The organism is Sphingomonas sp. NIC1 (genome assembly GCF_001638925.1).
Classification (GTDB): domain Bacteria; phylum Pseudomonadota; class Alphaproteobacteria; order Sphingomonadales; family Sphingomonadaceae; genus Sphingomonas; species Sphingomonas aquatilis.
In genome coordinates this window covers 2980580-3001050 of record NZ_CP015521.1, presented here as the reverse complement: position 1 = coordinate 3001050, position 20471 = coordinate 2980580, and the positions used below count along the sequence as shown (strand labels likewise).

Genomic DNA, 20471 nt, shown 5'->3' with positions numbered 1-20471 from the left:
CTGCGCCCGTCCAGGCCAACGAGAATGCGATAGGTTGCCACCGCGCGCGCGACCGGAGACGTGTACGAAACCACCCCTTCCGCGCCGCACACATCGCAGTATAGCGACCCCATGCCCGTCTTGACCAAAATCTGCGGCCTGACGACGGCCGACACGCTGGGCGCCGCCCTCGCAGGCGGTGCGAGCCACGTCGGCTTCGTCTTCTTCGCGGCCTCGCCCCGCAACCTCGCCTTCGATCGAGCCGCCGGCTTGGCCGCACAGGTCCCCTCCACCGTGTCCCGCGTCGGCGTGTTCGTAGATCCCGACGACGCGCTGCTCGACGCCGCGATCAACGCCGGCCGGCTCGACGCCCTGCAACTCCACAAGACCGCCCCCGCCCGCGTCGCTGCGATCAGCGCGCGCATCGGTCGCGAGACCTGGGCGGCGGTCGCCGTAAAGACCCGCACCGACCTCGACGCCGCGCGTGACTTCGCTGGCGCCGCCGACCGCATTCTCTACGACGCCAAGACGCCGGACGGCGCCGCGCTGCCAGGCGGCATGGGCCTGCGCTTCGACTGGAGCCTGCTCGACGGCGTCCGTCACCCCTTGCCCTGGGCGCTTTCGGGCGGTCTCGATCCGGCCAACGTCGCCGAGGCGATCCGCCGCACCGGCGCGCCGCTGGTCGACGTCTCCTCCGGCGTCGAAAGCGCACCGGGGGTCAAGGATGTGGACAAGATCGCTGCCTTCCTTAAAGCGGCGCAGCTATGAACGCCCCCAACTCCTTCCGCGCGCAGCCCGACGATCGCGGTCACTTCGGGCAGTTCGGCGGCCGCTACGTCGCCGAAACGCTGATGCCGCTGATCCTCGACCTGGAACGCGAATATCGCGCCGCCAAGGCGGACCCGGCCTTCGCCGCGCAGTTCGACGATCTGATGACGCATTACGTCGGCCGTCCCAGCCCGATGTATCATGCCGAGCGCCTCAGCGAAGCGCTGCGGGAAGGCGCCGAACCCGGCATGGGCGCGCAGGTCTGGTTCAAGCGCGACGAGTTGAACCACACCGGCGCGCACAAGATCAACAATTGCATCGGCCAGATCCTGCTCGCGATCCGCATGGGCAAGACGCGGATCATCGCCGAAACCGGCGCCGGCCAGCATGGCGTCGCCACCGCGGCGGTCTGCGCGCGCTTCGGCCTGCCCTGCGTCATCTACATGGGCGCGAAGGACGTCGAGCGGCAGCAGCCCAACGTCTTCCGCATGAAGCTGCTCGGCGCCGAAGTCCGCCCTGTCACCAGCGGCGCGCAGACGCTGTCCGATGCGATGAACGAAGGCTTGCGCGACTGGGTCGCGAACGTCCACGACACCTTCTACATCATCGGCACCGCCGCCGGCCCGCACCCCTACCCGGAGCTGGTGCGCGACTTCCAGAGCATCATCGGTCGCGAGGCACGCGCGCAGCTGCTCGAACGCACGGGCAAGCTCCCCGACCTGCTCGTCGCCGCGATCGGCGGCGGGTCGAACGCGATCGGCCTGTTCCACCCCTTCCTCGACGATCCCGACGTCGGCATGCTTGGCGTCGAGGCGGCGGGCCATGGCCTCGAAGGCAGCGAACATGCCGCCAGCCTGGCGGGCGGTTTCCCCGGCGTGCTCCACGGTAACAAGACCTATCTGTTGCAGGACGAAGACGGCCAGATCGCCGAGGGCCATTCGATCTCCGCCGGCCTCGACTATCCGGGCATCGGCCCCGAACACGCGTGGCTGCGCGATATCGGCCGCGTCGAATATACCAATGCGACCGACGTCGAGGCGCTCGACGCCTTCCAGCTGCTCTGCCGGACCGAGGGCATCATCCCCGCGCTCGAACCCGCCCACGCCATCGCTGCAGTGGCGAAGCGCGCGAAGACGATGCGCAGCGACCAGATCATCCTCGCCAACCTATGCGGCCGCGGCGACAAGGACATCTTCACGGTCGCCAACGCGCTGGGGGTGGCGATATGACCCTCGACTGGCGACAGGGGCTGACCAGCATCGTCGTGGCGGCGGCCGTGGCGGGCGTGGTGAGCCTCGTCCTGCGCGGCTATGATGGCAACACGCATCTGGTGTCCGCGCTGGCCATCGGCCTCGCCATCGGCGCCTCGCGGCTGGTACAGGGAGGAAAGCGCCCGTGAGCCGCCTGTCAGACGCCTTCACCATGGGCCACCCAGCGCTCGTGACCTTCGTCACCGCCGGCGATCCCACGCCTGACGCCACCGGCGCAATCCTCGACGCGCTCGTCGCGGGCGGCGCGGACGTGATCGAACTGGGCATGCCCTTCACCGATCCGATGGCGGACGGCCCCGCGATCCAGGCCGCCAACATCCGCAGCCTGGCTGCGGGCACGCGCACCGCCGACATCCTCTCGATCGCCGCCGCCTTCCGCAGCCGCCATCCCGACGTGCCGCTGGTGCTGATGGGCTATGCCAACCCGATGCTCCGTCGCGGCGCCGACTGGTTCGCCGACGCTGCGGCACAGGCGGGCGTCGATGGCGTGATTTGCGTCGACATTCCGCCCGAGGAAGACGATGCGCTCGGGCCGGCATTGCGGGCGAAGGGCATCGACCCGATCCGCCTCGCGACGCCGACCACGGATGCCGCGCGTCTGCCGCAGGTGCTCGATGGCGCCAGCGGCTTCCTCTATTACGTCTCTGTCGCCGGCATCACCGGTCTCCAACAGGCAGCACAAGGCTCGATCGACCAGGCCGTCGCGCGGCTGAAGGCGGCGACCGACCTGCCCATCGCGGTCGGCTTCGGCGTCCGCACGCCTGCGCAGGCCGCGGCGATCGGCGCCGTCGCCGACGGCGTCGTCGTCGGCTCCGCGATCGTCGAGATCGTGGCGCAGCACGGCGCCGATGCGCCCGAGGCCGTCCGCACCTATGTTCAATCGCTAAGCGAGGCACTGGCCTCTGCGCGAAAGGTAAATCGATGAGCTGGATCACCAGCGTCCGCAACGCCCTCCCCTTCGGCACCAAGCGCGAAACGTCGGAGGAAAACCTCTGGCACAAGTGCAAGGGCTGCGGGCAGATGATCTTCACCCGCGAGCTGGAGGAAAACCTCTACGTTTGCCCGAAGTGCGATCACCATGAGCGCATCGGGCCGAAGGAGCGGTTCAAGCAGATTCTGGACGAAGGCAGCTGCAGCGAACTGCCCGCACCGCGCGTGCCGGAAGATCCGCTCAAGTTCCGTGATTCGAAGCGCTATACCGATCGCCTGAAGGCGGCACGCACGTCCGCGCAGGAGCAGGACGCGCTCATCAACGCGCGCGGCACGATCCTGGGCAACCGCGTCGTGATGGGCGTACAGGACTTCGGCTTCATGGGCGGATCGATGGGCCTCGCGGTCGGCGAAGCCTTCGTTCGCGGCGTCGAAGCGGCGATCGCCGACAAGGCCCCGTACGTCATCTTCACCGCTGCCGGCGGCGCGCGTATGCAGGAAGGCATCCTCAGCCTGATGCAGATGCCGCGTAGCACCGTGGCAATCCAGATGCTGCACGATGCCGGCCTGCCCTATATCGTCGTGCTGACCGATCCGACGACGGGCGGCGTCACCGCCAGCTACGCGATGCTGGGCGACGTGCAGATTTCGGAACCCAATGCACTCATCGGTTTCGCCGGCCAGCGCGTAATCGAGAACACGATCCGCGAAAAATTGCCCGAAGGGTTCCAGCGCGCCGAATATCTGCTGGATCACGGCATGCTCGACATGGTCGTTCACCGGAAGGATCTGCGCGACCAGCTCGCGACGGTGATCGGCTATCTGACGGCCGCCCGCGCCGCCTGACGCCAACCAGCCGCATCGGGAAGCCACCGTGCCGGATCACGCCATCTCGACCGATCCCGCCGTGCAGGCACAGCTCGACCGGCTCTGGGCATTGTCGCCAGGGGCCGACGTGCTGGGCCTGGAGCGGATCACGCGATTGCTCGACCGGCTCGGCAACCCGCAGGACGCGTTGCCGCCGGTGTTTCACGTCGCCGGCACGAACGGCAAAGGTTCCACCTGCGCTTTCCTACGCGCTGCGATCGAGGCGGCGGGGCATGACGTCCACGTCTTCTCCAGCCCGCATCTGGTGCGGTTCAACGAACGCATCCGGATCGCGGGCACGCTGATCGACGACGCATCGCTCGCCGCGTTGCTGGCCGAAGTGCTCGATCATGCGGACGGCATCGGCGCCAGCTTCTTCGAGATCACGACCGCCGCCGCCTTCCTCGCCTTCGCCCGCACGCCCGCCGCCGCGACGATCGTCGAGGTCGGCCTGGGCGGTCGGCTCGATGCGACCAACGTCATCCGCCGCCCCGCCGTCACCGGCATTGCCGCGTTGGGCATGGATCACGAGGCATTCCTCGGCAACCGCCTGGTCGACATCGCCGGTGAGAAGGCGGGAATCGCCAAGGCCGGCGTGCCGCTCGTCACGATGAACTATTCCGCGGCCTGCACCGCCCGCATCGCCGCGGTCGCCGACGCGGCGGGGGCCCCCGTCATCGCCCGCAATGCGGCGTGGTGGAGCGACACCAGCCGCAACACCGTCCGCTACCGCGACACCGGCTTCTCCCTCGTCAGCACGCGCCCGCGCCTCGTCGGCGCGCACCAGACGCGCAACCTCGCGCTCGCCTTCGCCATGCTGCGGCATCAGGGCGCGATCAACGTCCCCGAAGCCGCAATGCGCGCTGCGGCAGAATGGGCGCGATGGCCAGCGCGTATGCAGCGGCTCGGCCACGGCCCGCTCCGCGCCCGCCTTCCCGACGACAGCGAATTGTGGCTCGACGGCGCGCATAATCCCTCCGCGGCCCGCCCGGTCGCCCAGAGCCTCGGCCGGATCGCCGATGGCCGCCCGGTCACGCTCGTCCTCGGCATGCTGTCGAACAAGGATGCGGAGGGTGTGCTGCGGCTCCTCGCGCCGATGGTGTCACGTGTCGTTGCGGTGCCCGTGCCGAATCACGCCTGCCATGCGCCAGCGGAGCTCGCCGCGGTGGCCCAGCGGCTTGGCGTCGCCGCCACCTCCACCGACAGCCTGGAAACGGCGCTGGAGGGCCTTGCCTCCGAGCCGCCGCACGTCGTGCTGATCGCTGGTTCGCTCTATCTCGCCGGTGAAGCACTCGCCCGCAACGACGAGGCGCCTGACTGACCGATTAATTGAGATTGACTTGCAATAGCCGATTTACGACTGTCGGCGGCGAACGAAGGAGTCGCCGCATGTCCGAAATCACCACGACCATCGCGGCATTGCCGCATGCGCTACCGGCCTGCCCCAATGCGCGAATCGCGCTGTTCGCGCTGCGCCGCATGGGCGCGCACGGACTGCACGACGCGCGCGCCACGCATGCGCTGTTCACGATGTTCGGCGAGGGGTTCCGCCGCCCGCTGGTGCTGATGCGCGCGCTGATGACGGATCTGGCCTCGACCGCCGCGGACACGATCGCGATCGCGCCATGCTGCTGCGCCCGCATGACCGCCGCCGAGCGCGCCTTGCTCACCGTGATCGCGCGTATCGAGACCGCGCCCGACACCGCCCGGCTGTTGATGAGCGACCTGCTCGGCGTGCGCCGCGTCGATCCGGTGCTGGCGAGCCTCGCCGCGGTCAGTGCGGCATGGGCCGACGACGGTCGCCCGATCTGCGTCTAGCGCCAGTTCGCCCGCCGCGCGGCGTCTTCCTGCGCGCGGTCGAGCGGCTCACCGGCGATCATGCCCATGATCGCCGTCGCCCGGGCGCCGTCGGTCCCCGCCATGCGATAATCGGTGGCCGGCGCCGATCCGGGCGCGGTGTAGCGCATCTGCCAGTCCGTGCCCGCGCGGCAGGCGATTCCGGACAGCGTTTCCCCCGTGAAGCTGCGGCAATATTGCCCGTTCCTGTCACGGAACGACAAAGCGACCCGCACCGGCCCCGCATCGCCCGACAATTGGTCGTTGAGCGCCACGGCCACCGGCGCCGGCACGTCGCCACCAGGCGCCCCGCCCCGATCCTGCAGGACGAACAGCCCGACCACCAGGCTCGCCGCGATGGCGCCGCCCGCCGCCCAGCGCCGCCAGCCGTGGCTGGGCGCCGGCGCCGCTTTCGCCGCCCGCCGCGCCCGCACGTCGGCGAGCGAAATCACCTCCGCCGGCGGCCGCGCCAAGGGATCGAAGGCCGCGGCAAAGCGCGCCTTCATCCGACGGTGGCGGTCGGCCAGAGCACGCCAGTCGGCATCGTTCGCCACCGCGGCCTCGACCCGCGCGGCCTCCGCCCCGGTCAGTTCGCCGTCGACCCAGGCGATGATCGCCGCTTCGTCCACCGGATCAGCACCCATCGCTCAAGCCTCCACCGCCGCCATCAACGCCTGCCGCCCGCGCACCAGCCGACTGGTCAGCGTGCCCATCGGCACCTCGAGTACCTCCGCCGCTTCGGCGTAGCTCTTGCCCTCGATCATCACCAGCACCACCGCCTCGCGCTGCTCGTCCGGCAGGCGATCCAGCGCCCGCATCAGATAGGACAGTTCGACCCGCGCCTCGGCATCGCCCGCCACGCCGACCTGCAGCCCCTGTTCCTCGGGCGCATGCACCGCCTCGCGGCGCTGGCGGGATCGCGCCGTATCGATCCACAGATTGCGGACGACGCGATAGGCCCAGGCTTCGAAATGCGTGCCCGGCTGCCACTGATCGCGCGCCTTCAGCATGCGTTCCGCCGCCGCCTGCACGAGATCGTCGGCATCGGGGCCGCTGCGTGCCAGGCCATGGGCAAAACGCCTCAGCCGCGGCAACAGACTTGCCAAACGTCGCTCGACTTCGTCCAAAGTGGCCCTGTCCTTCGTCCATGCGGATGAAACGTCACCCGGCGGTCGTTTCATCCATGGAGCGAGCCAAAAAAGGAAGACAAAGATGAAGCGATGGGCGCTGATGCTGACGATCGGTCTGGCCAGCCCGGCTGCGGCGCAGCTGCTGGGCGGTGGCCTGCCGACAGGCGGATTGGGGACGCCGCTCGGCGGGGTGACCGACACCGTGCAGCGCGCCACGGGCAGCGTGCTCGGATCACGGCAGCAGGCGTCCGACGCGCTGTCGCAGGGCGTGGCGTCCAATCTCGGCCGGCCGCTGCTGATGGCCGACGGCGCGTTGCGTGCGCTTAGCCCCCGCGACCTGCTGGCTCTGCGCAAGGAACGCCTGCGCGCGCTGGTCCGCGAAAACCGCGCGACGCTGGACGTGGACGACGACGGCAATCCGGTGCGGCGCGACGTGATCCTCGCGCTGGCCCTCTCCCCGGAAACGCTCGAAAAGGCGAAGGCCGCAGGCTTCACGCTGACCGGAACCGAAACGGTCGACGGCCTCGATGTCAGCACCTCCATACTTGCACCCCCACACGGCAAGCCAGTGCGCAAGGCGATCGAGACGCTGCGCGCGCTGGATCCGGGTGGCACCTATGCGCTCGACGCCATCTACGAACCCGCGCACGCACCACTCGCGGCGATGGCCGGCGCGCTGGCGGGCGGTGGCGCGACGAGCGGCAGTGCCCCGTTGCGCATGGGCCTGATCGATGGCGGCGTCGGCCGCCATCCCGCCTTCGCCGGCATCGCCATCGAGCAGCGCGGCTTTGCGGGGGAGGCCAAGCCCAGCGGCCACGGCACCGCTGTCGCGTCGTTGATGGTGGGCCGCAGCGGCGCCTTCCATGGCGCGATGCCCGGAGCCGGATTGCTCGTCGCCGATGTCTATGGCGGATCGGCGAGCAACGGCTCGGCCGTCGCCATCGTACGCGCCATGGCCTGGCTCGCCCAGAATGGCGCGAAGGTCGTCAACATCAGCCTGGTCGGCCCGCCCAACCCGCTGCTCGCGGCGGGCATTCGTGCGTTGACCACCAAGGGCATCCGCGTCGTCGCCGCAGTCGGCAACGACGGCCCTGCCGCCCCGCCGCAATATCCCGCCTCCTATCCCGATGTGATCGCCGTCACCGGCGTCGACGCCAAGGGCAAGGCGTTGATGGAGGCCGGCAAGCCGCTCCATCTCGATTACGCGGCACCCGGCGCGGACATGGTCGGGGCGGTGCCCGGCGGTGGGTGGGAGGTGCTGCGCGGCACCAGCTTCGCCGCCCCCCTCGTCGCCGCGACGCTCGCCCGCGTCGGAACCCCCGCCGCCCTTGCCGCAGAGGCCAAGCCCGGCAGCGGCCGCATCGGCCGCGGGATCGTCTGCGACACGTGCCGCACGCCCCCGAAGGCGGTCGGCCTGAAATAATTTTCGCAATGCCGGGATTATACCGAAAAGGTCCATCGTTGTCCTTTTCGGAAGCCGGGCAGTCCCCCACCCCGGCTCGGACGAAAGGAGATTTCTTATGACCCCCACGATCCGTTTCGCCCTGATCGCGACCACCATGCTGGTGACGGCCCCCGCCTCGGCGCAACTGCTGGGCGGTGGCGGCGTCGGCGGCATGCTGGGCGGTGCCGGCAACCTTGGCGGCGCCGTGTCGGGCACGCTGAACGGCGCTGGCCAGCTCGGCTCGACCGTTGGGCAGACGAGCGGCCGCGTGTCGAACACCGTCAACGGTGCGGCACGGGCGCATGGCAGCCGCTCGATCGACACCCGCTCGGGCCGCGCGAGTGCCGATGGCGGCCTAGCCGGTAGCGTCAGCCGCAGCACCGATGCTGCCCTTGGCGCGACCGGCGCGCGGGGCGGCGCGCTCAATGGAGCGCTGAGCCAGAGCGGCTCGGCCAGCGGCAGCGCGAACGGCGGCGTCGACGCCCAGCTGGTCGGCACCGATCAGGTCGCCAACACCGTCCGCGGCGCCCGCGATGGCGCGGCGGCAACGGCCGGCGCCGCGCGTGACCGCGCTACGACCACCGCGACGGCAGCCCGCAACCGGGCGACCTCGACCGCCGGCGCCGTGCGTGATCGCGCCGCCGCCACCGCGGCGACCGCCCGCGACCGCACCACGACGGCGGCCAATGCCACCCGCAACCGGGTGAACGAAGGCGCCCTCGCCGCTGGAGGCGCCGCGAACGGCGCGGCCAACGGCACGCGCGGATCGCTTGCCGGTTCGGGCTCGGCGAATGGCAGCGGCTCCGCGAGCGCGGGCAACCGCTCGGCCTCGGCCAGCGGCAGCGCATCGGGCAGCGGTAGCCTGAGCATCAACTGACCTGCGGCAGGCCGTAGCGACAGGAAGGGGGCATCGCCGGCAACGGCGGTGCCCCTTTTCCGTGGCGGCGTTTTCGCCGTGTGTTTCGAAGCGGATGGGACTAGGTGCTCCGCAGACGGTCTTTTCATGAACGACCCGGCATGGCTCTCGCCGAGCGCAAACGCCGGACGGAACACCGCCATCGAACCGGGTGAGGATCACGATCGAAGCGGGTCGGCGCATGGGGCCGCGCCGGGCGAAGGAGCATGAACGAACGACATGCGGTGGAGACGACGGAACCTCGCTTCGATGAGCGCCGATGTCGGCGATGGCCTGGCGCCCGCGGTCGAAGCCGTCACCAGCGGCGCGGCCCGACCGCCCGCATCCACCCGCAGCTATCGCGTCATCGCGCTGGTCGTCGCCTCCGCGCTGTTCATGCAGCAACTCGACGGGACCGTGCTGACCGTCGCCCTGCCCACCATGGCTCGCGATCTCGGCACGCCCGCCACCAGCCTCAGCCTCGCGCTCACCAGCTATCTGCTGGCGCTCGCCCTGTTCATCCCGGCAAGCGGCACGCTGGCCGACCGCTTCGGCTCGCGCAGCATCTTCTGCTGGGCAATCGTCGTCTTCCTGCTCGGTTCGATCGCCTGCGCCCAGGCCGGGTCGCTGCCGACGCTGGTCGCCGCCCGCTTCGTCCAGGGGATCGGCGGTGCGATGATGGTGCCGGTCGGTCGCCTCGTCCTGCTACGCAGCGTCGCCAAGGAAGACATGGTTCAGGCCTTGTCCTGGCTGGTCATGCCCGCGCTCGCCGGCCCGATCCTGGGGCCACCGATCGGCGGCTTCATCGTCACCTGGCTCGACTGGCGCTGGATCTTCTACCTCAACGTCCCCTTCGGCGTGATGGGAATCATCGGCGCACTGCTGCTGGTGCCGGAGGTGCGCGGCGACGCCCGCGCCCGTTTCGATCTGGTCGGTTTCATCCTGTCGGGCGTGTCGCTCGGCTGCCTTTTGTTCGGCTTCGAGCTGGCGAGCCGCCCCGGCACCGGGTTGGTCGCCCTGATCCTGCTGGTTGCGGGCCTCGGCATGGGCGTCGCCTATTTCCGCCACGCCCGTCACGTCGCCGATCCGATCCTCGACCCCGCGCTGATGCGGGTGCCGACCTTCCGCCTGTCGGTGATCGCCGGGTCGCTGACGCGGATCACGCAAGGGGCGCAGCCGTTCCTGCTGCCGCTGATGCTGCAGCTCGGCTTCGGCCTCACTGCAGCGAAGACGGGGACGATCACGATGGCGGGCGCGATCGGCGCGCTGGCGATGAAGGCGCTCGCCCCGCGCGTGCTGCGTCGCTGGGGGTTCCGCCGCAGCCTGATCGTTTCGGGGATCGCCAGCAGCCTCGGCTATGCGACCTGCGCGCTGTTCCGCCCCGATTGGCCGACCGCCGCGATCGTGCTGGTGCTTGGCATTTCGGGCTTCTTCACGTCATTCCAGTTCACCGGCTACAACGCCATCGCCTATGCCGACACCGACAAGGCGCAGATGAGCGCGGCGACCAGCTTCTACGCGACCTTCCAACAGCTCACGCTATCGCTCGGCATCTGTGCCGCCGCGACGGTGCTGGAGATCGGTACGGTCATCGAGGGCACCCGTCAGCCGACGCTGTTCACCTTCTCGCTCGCCTTCGTCGTCGTCGCCACCATCTCTGCGTCGGCAGTCGTCTGGAACCGCCGGTTCGCGGCCGACGCCGGTGCCGAGATGAGTGGCCACGCCGCCCGCTAGGCGCGCCCGATCGCTGCGGCGGCAAGCCCGCGCACATCCACCCGCGCCTTCAGCCGCGCGGCGAGCAGCGCCGTGCCGCTGACCTTGCGCTGCACGAACAGCGTTTCGACATGTGGCACGTGCCAGGTGTCGCGATCGGCGATCATCGCCTTCGCCTCCTCACGCACCACCGGCACGAAGGCGCGGTCGCCGAAGTCGAACGCGCCGGGCCGGTTGAGCGCCGCGTCGATCGCCGCGATGATCCGATCGACCGCCCCACGGTGCGACCGCGCAGCCTCGACCCCGATGAAGCCCGTCTCCACCGCCACCTCGCGGATCATGTCCCGATCGCGCGCCAGCCCCGCCTCGATCAACCGGCGATAGGCATCCGCCGTCTCCGCCGGCACCGCGCGCGTCGCCCCGAAATCGAGCAGCACCAGCGCGCCGCTATCCGCCTGCCAGCGGTAGTTGGCGAAATTGGGATCGGTCTGCATCACGCCGAACTCAAACAATTCACGCAACACCAACGTCACCAGCGCGGTCATCGCGGCGTCGCGCGCCTCTTGCGAGGCACCCTCCAGCGTCTCGATCGCCTGCCCGTCGACGAAGCTCATCGCCAGCACGTTACGGGTCGTCAGGTCCGGCTCCAGCGTCGGCACCACGTAGCGCGCATCGCCCGCCAGTCGTGCGGCATAGGCCCGCATCTGCTCGCCCTCGCGCGTGTAATCCGCCTCCTCGGCCAGCTGCCGCTTCGCCTCTGCCAACAACGGCGCAATATCCAGGCCGCGGGGCAGCAGGCCGGACACGCGCAGCAGCGTCGCGACGTTATCGACGTCCGAATCGATACTTTCCGCAACGCCGGGATATTGCACCTTGATCGCCAGCCGCCGCCCATCGGGCAGCGTCGCGCGATGCACCTGCCCGATCGACGCGGCCGCAACCGGCGCCGCCTCGAAATGCCGGAACCGCCGCCGCCAGTCCCGCCCCCATTCGCGCGCCAGCACCTGGTCGAGCTGCTGCGGCGGCATGCGATAGCCCTGGTTGCGCAGCCGCGCGAGGATCGCCGACAATTCGGGCGGCAGCACGTCGCCCGCGTCCATCGAGATCATCTGCCCCAGCTTCATCGCCGCGCCGCGCAGGTGCGACAGCCGGTCCGCTACCCGTGCCGCATTCGCCGGAGTCAGCACCAGATCGCCCATCCGGGGCCGCTCGCCCTGCGCCAGACGCCGCGCGCCCTCGGCCAGCATGCCGCCCGCCACACCGCCGGCAAGCCGCCCGAACCCGCCTAGTCGCGCAAGCCTGCGCGTCGGCACCGCGCGATGCCGTGCCTCGAATCGATCGTCATCCATGCCCGCACAACGTCGCGGACGCCCGCGAAGGTCCGCCCTATCGTTCGGTCAGCCGCGGCATCAGCTCGACGAAGTTGCAGGGCCGATGCCGGCTGTCCAACTGATCGGCAAGGATGCCGTCCCAGCCATCCTTCACCGCGCCGGTCGAGCCCGGCAGCGCGAAGATATAGGTCCCCCGCGCAACACAGGCGCAGGCGCGCGACTGGACGGTCGACGTACCGATCTTGGCGAAGCTCAGATATCGGAACAGCTCGCCGAACCCCGGAATCATCTTCGTCGCAACCCGCTCGACCGCCTCGGGCGTCACGTCGCGTCCCGTCACGCCCGTGCCACCCGTCGTGATGACGCAATCAATCGCGGGATCGTCGATCCACCGCGTCAGTTGCGCGACGATGGCCTCGATGTCGTCGCGCAGGATGACGCGATCGGCGAGGCGATGCCCCGCTCCCTCCAGCCGCGCGACGAGCGTATCGCCCGACCGATCCTCGGCGAGCCCCCGCGTGTCGGAGACGGTGAGCACGGCGATATTGATCGCGCGAAACGGCAGATCGGGATCGATCGGCATCAGCCCACCGCCCGCAACTGCGAAGCGACCCGGTCGAGCGCTACGTTGCTGATCCCCGGAATTGCCTGGATCGCCTCGACCAGTTCGAGGTCGAGCAGGAAATCGCGCCCGAGCAGGACGACCACCTCGCCATCACCTGCCGGAATGCGCGCGCGCACTTCGCCGCGCGCACCGCGCGCCTCACCCAGCAAGGTCGCCAACGCCGCGAAGGCCTCCGCCGTCGCCACCCGCGCCTCGATCGTGAAGCGCGCCATCGACGCCAGCCCCTCGAACGGCTGGATGCGCTTGACCGAGACGCGCGGCGTTTCCTCGCCCGGCCGCCGATCGAGTTCGACCGTGATCAGGCCGCACCCGCCACAGCGCGCTGCCTCTTCCAGTTCCGCCGCGACGCCATCGTCGAAGCATGTCGCGACGAACTGGCCGCTCGCATCCGACAGCGTCGCCATCATGTACCGTTTGCCGCGGGCCGAGGTGCGCCAGCGCGCATCCTCCACCAGCACCGCCATCGTCGCCCCCGCGCGCGTGCCGTCCTCCGGAATGCGCAACTCGGTCAGCGCGACATATTGCCGCGCGCCATGCATCTTCGCGAGATGCGCGTGCCGGTCGACGGGATGCGCGGAGAAATAGAAGCCGAAGGCGTCCTTTTCCTGCTCCATCGCCTGCGCCATCGTCCAGCGCAGCCCCTGCGGCAGCCGGATCGTGTCGCCGGCCACCTCATCCCCACCGAACAGGCCACCCTGACCGCTCGTCCGCCCCGCATGCGTCGAGGCGGCGAGGCCCAGAATCGTCTCGGCGACGGCATGCACCGCGGCGCGATTCGGCTCGATCGCGTCGAACGCCCCCGCCGCGGCCAGCGTTTCGAGCTGCCGCTTGTTGATCAGGCGCGGATCGACGCGATTGGCAAGGTCGTCGAGACTCTTGAACGGCCCGGCCGCGACCCGCTCGACGATCAGTTTCTCCATCGCGCCTTCGCCGACGGACTTCAGCGCGCCCAATGCATAGCGAACCGCGAGGCGGCGTTCCTCGCCCTCCCCGACCGTCTGCACGTCAAACTCGGCATCGCTCTGGTTGATGTCCGGCCCGACGATATCGACGCCCAGCCGTCGCATGTCGTCGACGAAGATGCAGAGCTTGTCGGTCTGCGCCATGTCGTAACACATCGACGCGGCGAAGAATTCGTGCGGGTGGTGCGCCTTCAGCCACGCGGTCTGATAGGCGAGCAGGGCGTAGGCCGCGGCATGGCTCTTGTTGAAGCCATAGCCCGCGAACTTGTCGATCAAGTCGAACAGCTGGTTGGCGTAGTCCGCCTTGATGCCGTTATGCTCGGCGCAACCGGCGACGAAGGTCGCGCGCTGCGCGTCCATCTCCGCCTTGATCTTCTTGCCCATCGCGCGGCGCAGCAGATCAGCGCCGCCCAGGCTGTAGCCCGCCAGGATCTGCGCGGCCTGCATCACCTGTTCCTGATAGACGAAGATCCCGTAGGTCTCCTTCAGGATCGGTTCCAGCAGCGGGTGGGGGTAGAGGATCTCCTCGGTCCCCTGCTTGCGCCGGCCGAACGAGGGAATGTTGTCCATCGGGCCGGGGCGATACAGCGACACGAGCGCAATGATGTCGCCGAAATTGGTCGGGCGGACGGCGCTGAGCGTGCGGCGCATGCCCTCCGATTCCAGCTGGAACACGCCGACCGTGTCGCCCTTCTGGAGCAGTTTGTACGTCGCCTCGTCGTCCCAGGGCAGCGCATCCAGGTCGATCGAAATGCCCCGCTTGTTCAGCAGTTGTACGGCCTTCTTCAGAACCGACAGCGTCTTCAGGCCGAGGAAGTCGAACTTCACCAGCCCCGCGCCCTCGACATATTTCATGTCGAACTGCGTCACCGGCATGTCGGACCGCGGATCGCGATAGAGCGGGACGAGCTGGCTCAGCGGCCGGTCGCCGATGACCACGCCCGCGGCGTGCGTCGACGAATGGCGCGGCAGGCCCTCCAGCTTGGTTGCGAGGTCGAGCAGGCGGCGGACCTGATTGTCGTTGGCATATTCCTTCGCTAACTCGGGCACGCCGTTCAGCGCGCGCTTCAGGTCCCACGGATCGGTCGGGTGATTGGGCACCAGCTTGGCGAGCCGGTCGACCTGCCCATAGCTCATCTGGAGCACGCGGCCGGTGTCCTTCAACACCGCGCGCGCCTTCAGCTTACCGAAGGTGATGATCTGCGCGACCTGATCGCGGCCGTATTTCTCCTGCACGTAGCGGATGACCTCGCCACGCCGGGTTTCGCAAAAGTCGATGTCGAAGTCGGGCATCGACACGCGTTCCGGGTTCAGGAATCGCTCGAACAGCAGGCCCAGCTTCATCGGGTCGAGGTCGGTGATCGTCAGCGCCCAGGCAACGACCGAGCCCGCGCCCGAGCCACGACCCGGCCCCACCGGAATGTCGTGATCCTTCGCCCATTTGATGAAGTCGCCGACGATCAGGAAGTATCCGGGAAAACCCATCTGGACGATGACGTTCACCTCGAACGCCAGCCGCTCGCGATACGCATCGCGCCAATTGGGATCGTCGGGCTGCGCACCCAGTTCCTCGATCCGGTCGAGCCGCGCTTCCAGTCCTGCTGCCGCCTGATCGCGCAGCATTGCCGCCTCGCCATCGCGATCGCCCGCCAGGCTGGGCAGGATCGGCTTGCGATAGGGCGCCATCACCGCGCACCGCTGCGCAACGACCAGCGTGTTGTCGATCGCCTCGGGCAGATCGGCGAACAGCTGCTTCATCACCTCGGCGGGTTTCAGCCACGCATCGGGGCACGAACGGACGCGATCCTCGCTTTCGACATAGGTCGAATGCGCGATGCACAGCATGGCATCGTGCGCGTCGAGAAAGCCGCTGTCGGAAAAGCAGCACGGATTGGTCGCGACCAGCGGCAGGTCGCGATCATAGGCAAGGTCGATCAGCGCCTGCTCGGCCGCTTCCTCCACCGCGTCGCCCCGGCGGACGAGTTCGATGTACAGCCGGTCGGGGAACAGCGCCTGCAATCGGTCGCAATAGGCGCGCGCGCGGTCAGGCTGATCCTCGTGGAACAGGCGCGCCAAGCCGCCTTCGGCCCCCGCGGTGAGCGCGATTAGGCCATCGGTTCGCCCTTCCAGCGCAGCGAAATCGACATGCGCCGGCAATTCGATCGGTCGGTCGAGATGCGCCATGCTGACCAGCGCGCACAGATTGTCGTAGCCCGTCGTATCCTGCGCATAGAGCGCGATCCAGTCGAGCGGCGCGGCGACGCCGTCGGGCATATCCGGCCGTGCGACGCACAGCATCGTCCCGATCACCGGCTGCACGCCGTCCTTCTTCGCCGCGTCCGAAAAGGCCATCGCCGCGTATAGCCCATTGCGATCGGTCAGGCCGGCCGCGGGAAACTTCTGCGCCTTGGCCTGCTTGGCGATCGCCTTCGGATCGATCGCCCCGTCGAGCATCGTGTAGGACGAAAAAATGCGAAGCGGCACGAAACCCGAATGAGCCATGCGAACCACTTAGCGACTCCGACCCGATTCGAACAGGCGACCCGCCCGGAATGGACGGAACCAGCGGTGGATAACCTCGTTTCGCGCCCATAACGAGGAGACATCGCCATGACCGACACGCGCACCTTCACCGATCCGCTTGCACCCGCCGCCGCCGGTGCCGGCTGGGCCTGGATCCTCGCCTATGGCGTGCTGTCGCTGGCGCTTGGCGTGCTCGCGTTCCTCAATCCCTTCGCCGCCACCTATGCCGCGACCCTGGTGATCGGCGCCTTCTTCATCGCCGCCGGCATCGTCTCGCTCGCAGCGGGCGTGATGGGCAAGCATGAAGGGCGTGGCTATGCGATCGGCTTCGGCCTGCTGTCGCTGGTCATCGGCGTGCTGATGGCCTTCGATCCGATGTCGGGCGCGCTGTCGCTGACGCTGCTGGTCGGCGTGTGGCTCGGCATCCGCGGCGCGATGGAAATCGGCCTCGGCGCACGCTTCAAGCGCGGCCGCGGGCTGATGATCGCGCTCGGCGTCGTCAACATCCTGCTCGCGATCTACGTCCTCGCCACCCTGCCCTGGTCGGCACTGACGCTGCCGGGCTTCATCCTCGGCATCAGCTTCGTCTTCGGCGGCGTGACCTCGATCCTGTCGGCGCTGCACCACAAGAAGGGTGCCAAGCCCTTCGCCGCCCCGGCGCTGTAAGCCAAGCCACCCCGTCACCCCGGACTTGGTCCGGGGTCCACCGGGCCGCCAGGGAACGGCAAGAGGCTCCAGCCGTCCCCCTCGCCGCGGAGTGGACCCCGGAACAATTCCGGGGTGACGCCCGTGTGTGTGGCGAGGCCCGCCCTACAGCAACGCCTTGATATCCGCCGCAAGATCCTCGGGCTTCGTCGTCGGCGCATAGCGCCGCACGACCTGGCCCGACCGATCCACCAGGAACTTGGTGAAGTTCCACTTGATCGCCTTCGACCCCAGCACGCCGGGCGCCGCCGTCTTCAGCCGTTCGAACAACGGATCGGCCGCCGCACCGTTGACGTCGATCTTGGCGAACACCGGAAACGTCACGTCATAGGTCAGCGAACAGAAATTCGCGATCTCCGCCGCATCGCCCGGCTCCTGCGCGCCGAACTGGTTGCAGGGAAAGGCCAGCACCTCGAACCCCTTGTCGGCGAACCGCCGATGCAGCGCCTCCAGCCCCTCGTACTGCGGAGTGAACCCGCATTTCGACGCGGTGTTGACGATCAGCAGCACCTGCCCCGCCCAGCGGTCCAGCGACAGCGGGTTGCCGTCCGCGCCCCGCACGGTCAGATCGGTGATGCTGCTCATTCGTACCTCGCAAGCAGATAGTCGAGATTCTGGCGCACGCCCGGCCATTCGCGGTCCAGGATCGAATAGACGACGCTGTCGCGCAGCCGCCCGCCGACGATCTGATGGCCGCGCAGCACGCCGTCCCGCTTCGCGCCCAGCCGTTCGATTGCACGCTGGCTGCGGATGTTGAGCGCATCGGTGCGGATCTGCACACATTGCACGCCCATCGTGTCGAAGGCATGCGTCAACAGCAGCCGCTTCGCCTCGGTATTCACGCCGGTGCGCTGGACCCGCGTCGCATAGAAGGTGCCGCCGACCTCCAGACGCCGATGGCCTTCGTTCATCCGCATGTAGCGCGTGGTGCCGACAACTGTGCCTGCCGGATCGCAGACCGCGAACACCAGCGCCCGCCCCTGCTCGACCTGCGCGAACGTGGCGGCAAACCAGCGATCCGCGTCCTTCAGCTGCGAGACGCTCGCGTAGAATATATCCCACAGGTCATCCGTCGCAGCGACGGCGACCAAGGCGTCTTTGTCCCCGGCCACAAGCGGCCGCAATGTGACGTGACGGCCGACTAGGGTCGGGGTGGTCCGCCACGCATCGCTCACGACAGCACGCCCTCGTGCAGGCGCACGACGCGGTCCATCTTCTGCGCCAGCCGCTCGTTATGCGTCGCGATCAGCGCCGCCGAGCCTTCTCCGCGCACCAGCCGCAGAAACTCGGCCAGCACGATGTCGGCAGTATGTTCGTCGAGGTTGCCCGTCGGCTCGTCCGCCAGCACCAGCGCCGGCCGGTTGGCGAGCGCGCGTGCCACCGCGACACGCTGCTGCTCGCCCCCCGACAGCTGGCTCGGCCGATGCGTCAGCCGATGGCCCAGGCCCAGCACGGTCAGCAACGCGACCGCGCGATCGTCCGCCGCCTTGCGCGCCGCGCCATGCACCAGCTGCGGCAGCACGACATTCTCGGTCGCGTTGAAGTCGGGCAGTAGATGGTGGAACTGATAGACAAAGCCCAGATGATCGCGGCGCATCACGGTGCGGCCATGCGCATCGAGCTTCGCCGCTTCGGTGCCGGCAATCCGGATCGATCCTTCGAACCCGCCCTCCAGCAAGCCCACCGCCTGCAGCAGCGTCGACTTGCCCGAACCCGACGGCCCGACCAGCGCGACGATCTCGCCCGGCGCCACCGTCAGGTCGACCCCCCGCAGGACGTGGATCGTCTCGCCGCCCTGCGTGAAGCTGCGCGTCAGCCGACCGGTTTCGAGGACGTTATTCATAGCGAAGGACCTGTACCGGATCGGTGCTCGCCGCCTTCCACGCCGGGTACAGCGTCGCGAGGAAGCTGAACACCAGCGCCATGATCGCGATCACGATGATCTCTACGGGATCGGGCTTCGACGGCAGTTCGGTGAGATAGCGGATCGACGGGTCCCACAGATTCTGCCCCGTCACCATCTGGACGAGGTTCACCACCGCCTGGCGATAGAACAGGAAGACAAAGCCCAAGAGCAGCCCCGCGACCGTGCCGAGCGCGCCGATCGTCGTGCCGACCACCATGAAGATGCGCATCAACCCGCCCCGCGTCGCACCCATCGTCCTGAGGATCGCGATGTCGCGCGTCTTGGCGCGCACCAGCATGATCAGGCTGGACAGGATGTTGAACACCGCGACCAGGATGATGATCGACAGGACGGTGAACATCGCCACCCGCTCGACCTCCAACGCCTGGAACAGCTGCGCATTCATGCTCCGCCAGTCGCTGATCACCGCGCCGGGCGGCAATTTGTCGCCCAGCGGCGCCAGGATCTGCCCCACCTTGTCGGCGTTGTTCGTCTCGATCTCCACCATGCCGACATTGTCGCCGAGCAGCAGCAGCGTCTGCGCGTCCTCGATCGGCATGAAGACATATTGCTTGTCGTAATCGTACAGACCGATCTCGAAGATCGCGGCGACCTTGTAGCTGACGATACGCGGCACGGTGCCGAACGGCGTCGTCTGCCCCTGCGGGCTGAACAGCGAGATGTCGCTGCCGACGGTCGCGCCGAGCGCTTCGGCCAACCGGCTGCCGATCGCGATCCGGCCGCTGCCCGGCGTCACGCCGGCGAGCGACCCCATCACCACCTTGTTGCCGATCACCGGCGCGATATCCTGCATCCGCACGCCGCGGACCAGCACCGCCTCCGCCCGGCCGTTATACGTCGCCGCCAGCGGCTGCTCGATCATCGGCACCGCCGACGTGATGTTGGGCGTCCGCTTCGCCTCGGCCACCACCTGCCGCCAGTCGACGGGGCGGGTGGGGTCGAACTGGATCACCGCATGGCCGTTCAGGCCGACGATCTTGTCGAACAGCTCTGCGCGAAAGCCGTTCATCACGCTCATGACGATGACGAGCGCCGCCACACCGAGCATCACCGCGACGAGGCTGATCGAGGCGACGAGGAAGATGAACGCCTCCCCCTTGCCCGGCAGCAGATATCGCCGCGCGATCATCCGTTCATAGGTAGAGAGGATCATGGCCGCGGCTCTAGGCGTAGAGACGGCGACAAGCAACAAATGTTGCGGATTCGACACAGGGCAGCCGCAATCGAAATGGCGGGCGACAATATCCGGTGACAAAGGCCCTGCCCCTGCCTAGCACAGACTCATCTGAGACACAGGCAACGGCCGTGGTTCGGGGAAACAGTGTTCCGGCGACGCAGCGAAAACGCGCGATCGTCCACGACACGACCTAAGGGGGCTGACGGGTTTCTCGTCACGCAGGCGCCCGGATCGGAAACGGTCCGGGCGTTTGCTTGTCCGGACCGCCTCGACGGCGCCGGGCGAAGGGCGGGAGCTTCCAATTCACGCCCCCCGTCCGGCATCGTCTCTTATCGCAGATCAAAGCTGAACGTCGTCCGAACGCGGGGCCCCTCTCACGATGGACGCT

20 protein-coding genes are annotated in these 20471 nt (G+C 68.5%); 11 read left to right on the top strand and 9 right to left on the bottom strand.

Going from position 1 to position 20471, the window contains the following annotated elements; all coding sequences use genetic code 11:
* Window positions 1-111: 111 nt before the first annotated feature.
* The 7 genes from A7E77_RS14120 to A7E77_RS14095 all read left to right on the top strand — a co-directional run bounded on the left by A7E77_RS14120 (window position 112) and on the right by A7E77_RS14095 (window position 5633).
* Window positions 112-747 carry a phosphoribosylanthranilate isomerase gene (locus A7E77_RS14120; RefSeq protein WP_063688907.1) on the top strand — a complete coding sequence of 212 codons (636 nt, stop codon included), beginning with the start codon at window positions 112-114 and terminating at the stop codon, window positions 745-747.
* Window positions 744-1976 (top strand): tryptophan synthase subunit beta, encoded by a 1233-nt coding sequence (gene trpB, locus A7E77_RS14115; protein WP_017978640.1) that lies wholly within the window; start codon window positions 744-746, stop codon window positions 1974-1976. The genes A7E77_RS14120 and trpB overlap by 4 nt, the downstream gene beginning before the upstream one ends.
* On the top strand, window positions 1973-2146 hold the full coding sequence (locus A7E77_RS18080; RefSeq protein WP_192929987.1) for a hypothetical protein: 174 nt from the start codon (window positions 1973-1975) through the stop codon (window positions 2144-2146). Before trpB ends, A7E77_RS18080 begins: the two co-directional genes overlap by 4 nt.
* On the top strand, window positions 2143-2943 hold the full coding sequence (gene trpA / locus A7E77_RS14110) for a tryptophan synthase subunit alpha (RefSeq protein ID WP_063688904.1): 801 nt from the start codon (window positions 2143-2145) through the stop codon (window positions 2941-2943). Before A7E77_RS18080 ends, trpA begins: the two co-directional genes overlap by 4 nt.
* Window positions 2940-3794 carry an acetyl-CoA carboxylase, carboxyltransferase subunit beta gene (gene accD / locus A7E77_RS14105; protein ID WP_017978637.1) on the top strand — a complete coding sequence of 285 codons (855 nt, stop codon included), beginning with the start codon at window positions 2940-2942 and terminating at the stop codon, window positions 3792-3794. Before trpA ends, accD begins: the two co-directional genes overlap by 4 nt.
* 28 nt (window positions 3795-3822) lie before the next feature.
* On the top strand, window positions 3823-5136 hold the full coding sequence (locus A7E77_RS14100) for a bifunctional folylpolyglutamate synthase/dihydrofolate synthase (protein ID WP_063688901.1): 1314 nt from the start codon (window positions 3823-3825) through the stop codon (window positions 5134-5136).
* A gap of 68 nt (window positions 5137-5204) precedes the next feature.
* Window positions 5205-5633: a DUF6628 family protein gene (locus A7E77_RS14095; RefSeq protein ID WP_063688898.1), complete on the top strand. Its 429-nt coding sequence runs from the start codon at window positions 5205-5207 to the stop codon at window positions 5631-5633.
* Here the strand turns inward: A7E77_RS14095 and A7E77_RS14090 are convergent.
* Both A7E77_RS14090 and A7E77_RS14085 read right to left on the bottom strand, forming a co-directional pair.
* Window positions 5630-6295, bottom strand: a complete 666-nt coding sequence (locus tag A7E77_RS14090; RefSeq protein ID WP_063688895.1) for a hypothetical protein — start codon at window positions 6293-6295, stop codon at window positions 5630-5632. The genes A7E77_RS14095 and A7E77_RS14090 overlap by 4 nt on opposite strands.
* Window positions 6296-6298: 3 nt before the next feature.
* Window positions 6299-6757: an RNA polymerase sigma factor gene (locus A7E77_RS14085; protein WP_078462346.1), complete on the bottom strand. Its 459-nt coding sequence runs from the start codon at window positions 6755-6757 to the stop codon at window positions 6299-6301.
* 106 nt (window positions 6758-6863) lie between these two features.
* Here A7E77_RS14085 and A7E77_RS14080 point away from each other — a divergent pair, with 106 nt between their 5' ends.
* The 3 genes from A7E77_RS14080 (at window position 6864) to A7E77_RS14070 (ending at window position 10854) form a co-directional block, all read left to right on the top strand.
* Window positions 6864-8204 (top strand): S8 family serine peptidase, encoded by a 1341-nt coding sequence (locus A7E77_RS14080; RefSeq protein WP_063688889.1) that lies wholly within the window; start codon window positions 6864-6866, stop codon window positions 8202-8204.
* Between the two features lie 97 nt (window positions 8205-8301).
* Entirely contained in the window at window positions 8302-9102 is an 801-nt protein-coding gene (locus tag A7E77_RS14075; protein WP_063688886.1) for a hypothetical protein, read from the top strand.
* Between the two features lie 288 nt (window positions 9103-9390).
* Window positions 9391-10854, top strand: coding sequence for an MFS transporter (locus A7E77_RS14070; protein WP_063688883.1), 1464 nt, complete (start codon window positions 9391-9393; stop codon window positions 10852-10854).
* Here A7E77_RS14070 and A7E77_RS14065 read toward each other — a convergent pair.
* The 3 genes from A7E77_RS14065 to dnaE are packed head-to-tail and all read right to left on the bottom strand — an operon-like array spanning window position 10851 to window position 16253.
* Window positions 10851-12182, bottom strand: coding sequence for an ABC1 kinase family protein (locus tag A7E77_RS14065; protein WP_063688880.1), 1332 nt, complete (start codon window positions 12180-12182; stop codon window positions 10851-10853). The two genes, A7E77_RS14070 and A7E77_RS14065, sit on opposite strands and share 4 nt — an antisense overlap.
* 37 nt (window positions 12183-12219) lie before the next feature.
* Window positions 12220-12747, bottom strand: a complete 528-nt coding sequence (gene moaB, locus A7E77_RS14060; RefSeq protein ID WP_063688877.1) for a molybdenum cofactor biosynthesis protein B — start codon at window positions 12745-12747, stop codon at window positions 12220-12222.
* A complete protein-coding gene (dnaE, locus tag A7E77_RS14055; RefSeq protein ID WP_063688874.1) occupies window positions 12747-16253 on the bottom strand; it encodes a DNA polymerase III subunit alpha in 3507 nt (1168 codons plus the stop codon). The genes moaB and dnaE overlap by 1 nt, the downstream gene beginning before the upstream one ends.
* Window positions 16254-16361: 108 nt before the next feature.
* Here dnaE and A7E77_RS14050 point away from each other — a divergent pair, with 108 nt between their 5' ends.
* Window positions 16362-16940, top strand: coding sequence for an HdeD family acid-resistance protein (locus A7E77_RS14050; protein ID WP_063688871.1), 579 nt, complete (start codon window positions 16362-16364; stop codon window positions 16938-16940).
* 144 nt (window positions 16941-17084) lie between these two features.
* Here the strand turns inward: A7E77_RS14050 and A7E77_RS14045 are convergent, their stop codons facing one another.
* The 4 genes from A7E77_RS14045 to A7E77_RS14030 are packed head-to-tail and all read right to left on the bottom strand — an operon-like array spanning window position 17085 to window position 20059.
* The gene (locus tag A7E77_RS14045) at window positions 17085-17564 is read right to left on the bottom strand and encodes a glutathione peroxidase (RefSeq protein WP_063688868.1); all 480 of its coding nucleotides are present in this window, start codon (window positions 17562-17564) and stop codon (window positions 17085-17087) included.
* Window positions 17561-18154, bottom strand: coding sequence for a GNAT family N-acetyltransferase (locus A7E77_RS14040; RefSeq protein ID WP_063688865.1), 594 nt, complete (start codon window positions 18152-18154; stop codon window positions 17561-17563). Before A7E77_RS14040 ends, A7E77_RS14045 begins: the two co-directional genes overlap by 4 nt.
* Entirely contained in the window at window positions 18151-18822 is a 672-nt protein-coding gene (locus A7E77_RS14035) for an ABC transporter ATP-binding protein (protein WP_063688863.1), read from the bottom strand. The genes A7E77_RS14040 and A7E77_RS14035 overlap by 4 nt, the downstream gene beginning before the upstream one ends.
* Entirely contained in the window at window positions 18815-20059 is a 1245-nt protein-coding gene (locus tag A7E77_RS14030) for a lipoprotein-releasing ABC transporter permease subunit (RefSeq protein WP_024310526.1), read from the bottom strand. The genes A7E77_RS14035 and A7E77_RS14030 overlap by 8 nt, the downstream gene beginning before the upstream one ends.
* Between the last annotated feature and the right edge of the window lie 412 nt (window positions 20060-20471).

Coding starts and splice junctions, on each gene's coding strand:
- moaB (WP_063688877.1), bottom strand. CDS start 12,747: ATGCCGATCGATCCCGATCTGCCGTTTCGCGCGATCAATATCGCCGTG.
- A7E77_RS14095 (WP_063688898.1), top strand. CDS start 5,205: ATGTCCGAAATCACCACGACCATCGCGGCATTGCCGCATGCGCTACCG.
- A7E77_RS18080 (WP_192929987.1), top strand. CDS start 1,973: ATGACCCTCGACTGGCGACAGGGGCTGACCAGCATCGTCGTGGCGGCG.
- dnaE (WP_063688874.1), bottom strand. CDS start 16,253: ATGGCTCATTCGGGTTTCGTGCCGCTTCGCATTTTTTCGTCCTACACG.
- A7E77_RS14050 (WP_063688871.1), top strand. CDS start 16,362: ATGACCGACACGCGCACCTTCACCGATCCGCTTGCACCCGCCGCCGCC.
- A7E77_RS14070 (WP_063688883.1), top strand. CDS start 9,391: ATGAGCGCCGATGTCGGCGATGGCCTGGCGCCCGCGGTCGAAGCCGTC.
- A7E77_RS14090 (WP_063688895.1), bottom strand. CDS start 6,295: ATGGGTGCTGATCCGGTGGACGAAGCGGCGATCATCGCCTGGGTCGAC.
- accD (WP_017978637.1), top strand. CDS start 2,940: ATGAGCTGGATCACCAGCGTCCGCAACGCCCTCCCCTTCGGCACCAAG.
- A7E77_RS14120 (WP_063688907.1), top strand. CDS start 112: ATGCCCGTCTTGACCAAAATCTGCGGCCTGACGACGGCCGACACGCTG.
- trpB (WP_017978640.1), top strand. CDS start 744: ATGAACGCCCCCAACTCCTTCCGCGCGCAGCCCGACGATCGCGGTCAC.
- A7E77_RS14080 (WP_063688889.1), top strand. CDS start 6,864: ATGAAGCGATGGGCGCTGATGCTGACGATCGGTCTGGCCAGCCCGGCT.
- A7E77_RS14065 (WP_063688880.1), bottom strand. CDS start 12,182: ATGGATGACGATCGATTCGAGGCACGGCATCGCGCGGTGCCGACGCGC.
- A7E77_RS14075 (WP_063688886.1), top strand. CDS start 8,302: ATGACCCCCACGATCCGTTTCGCCCTGATCGCGACCACCATGCTGGTG.
- A7E77_RS14035 (WP_063688863.1), bottom strand. CDS start 18,822: ATGAATAACGTCCTCGAAACCGGTCGGCTGACGCGCAGCTTCACGCAG.
- A7E77_RS14030 (WP_024310526.1), bottom strand. CDS start 20,059: ATGATCCTCTCTACCTATGAACGGATGATCGCGCGGCGATATCTGCTG.
- A7E77_RS14045 (WP_063688868.1), bottom strand. CDS start 17,564: ATGAGCAGCATCACCGATCTGACCGTGCGGGGCGCGGACGGCAACCCG.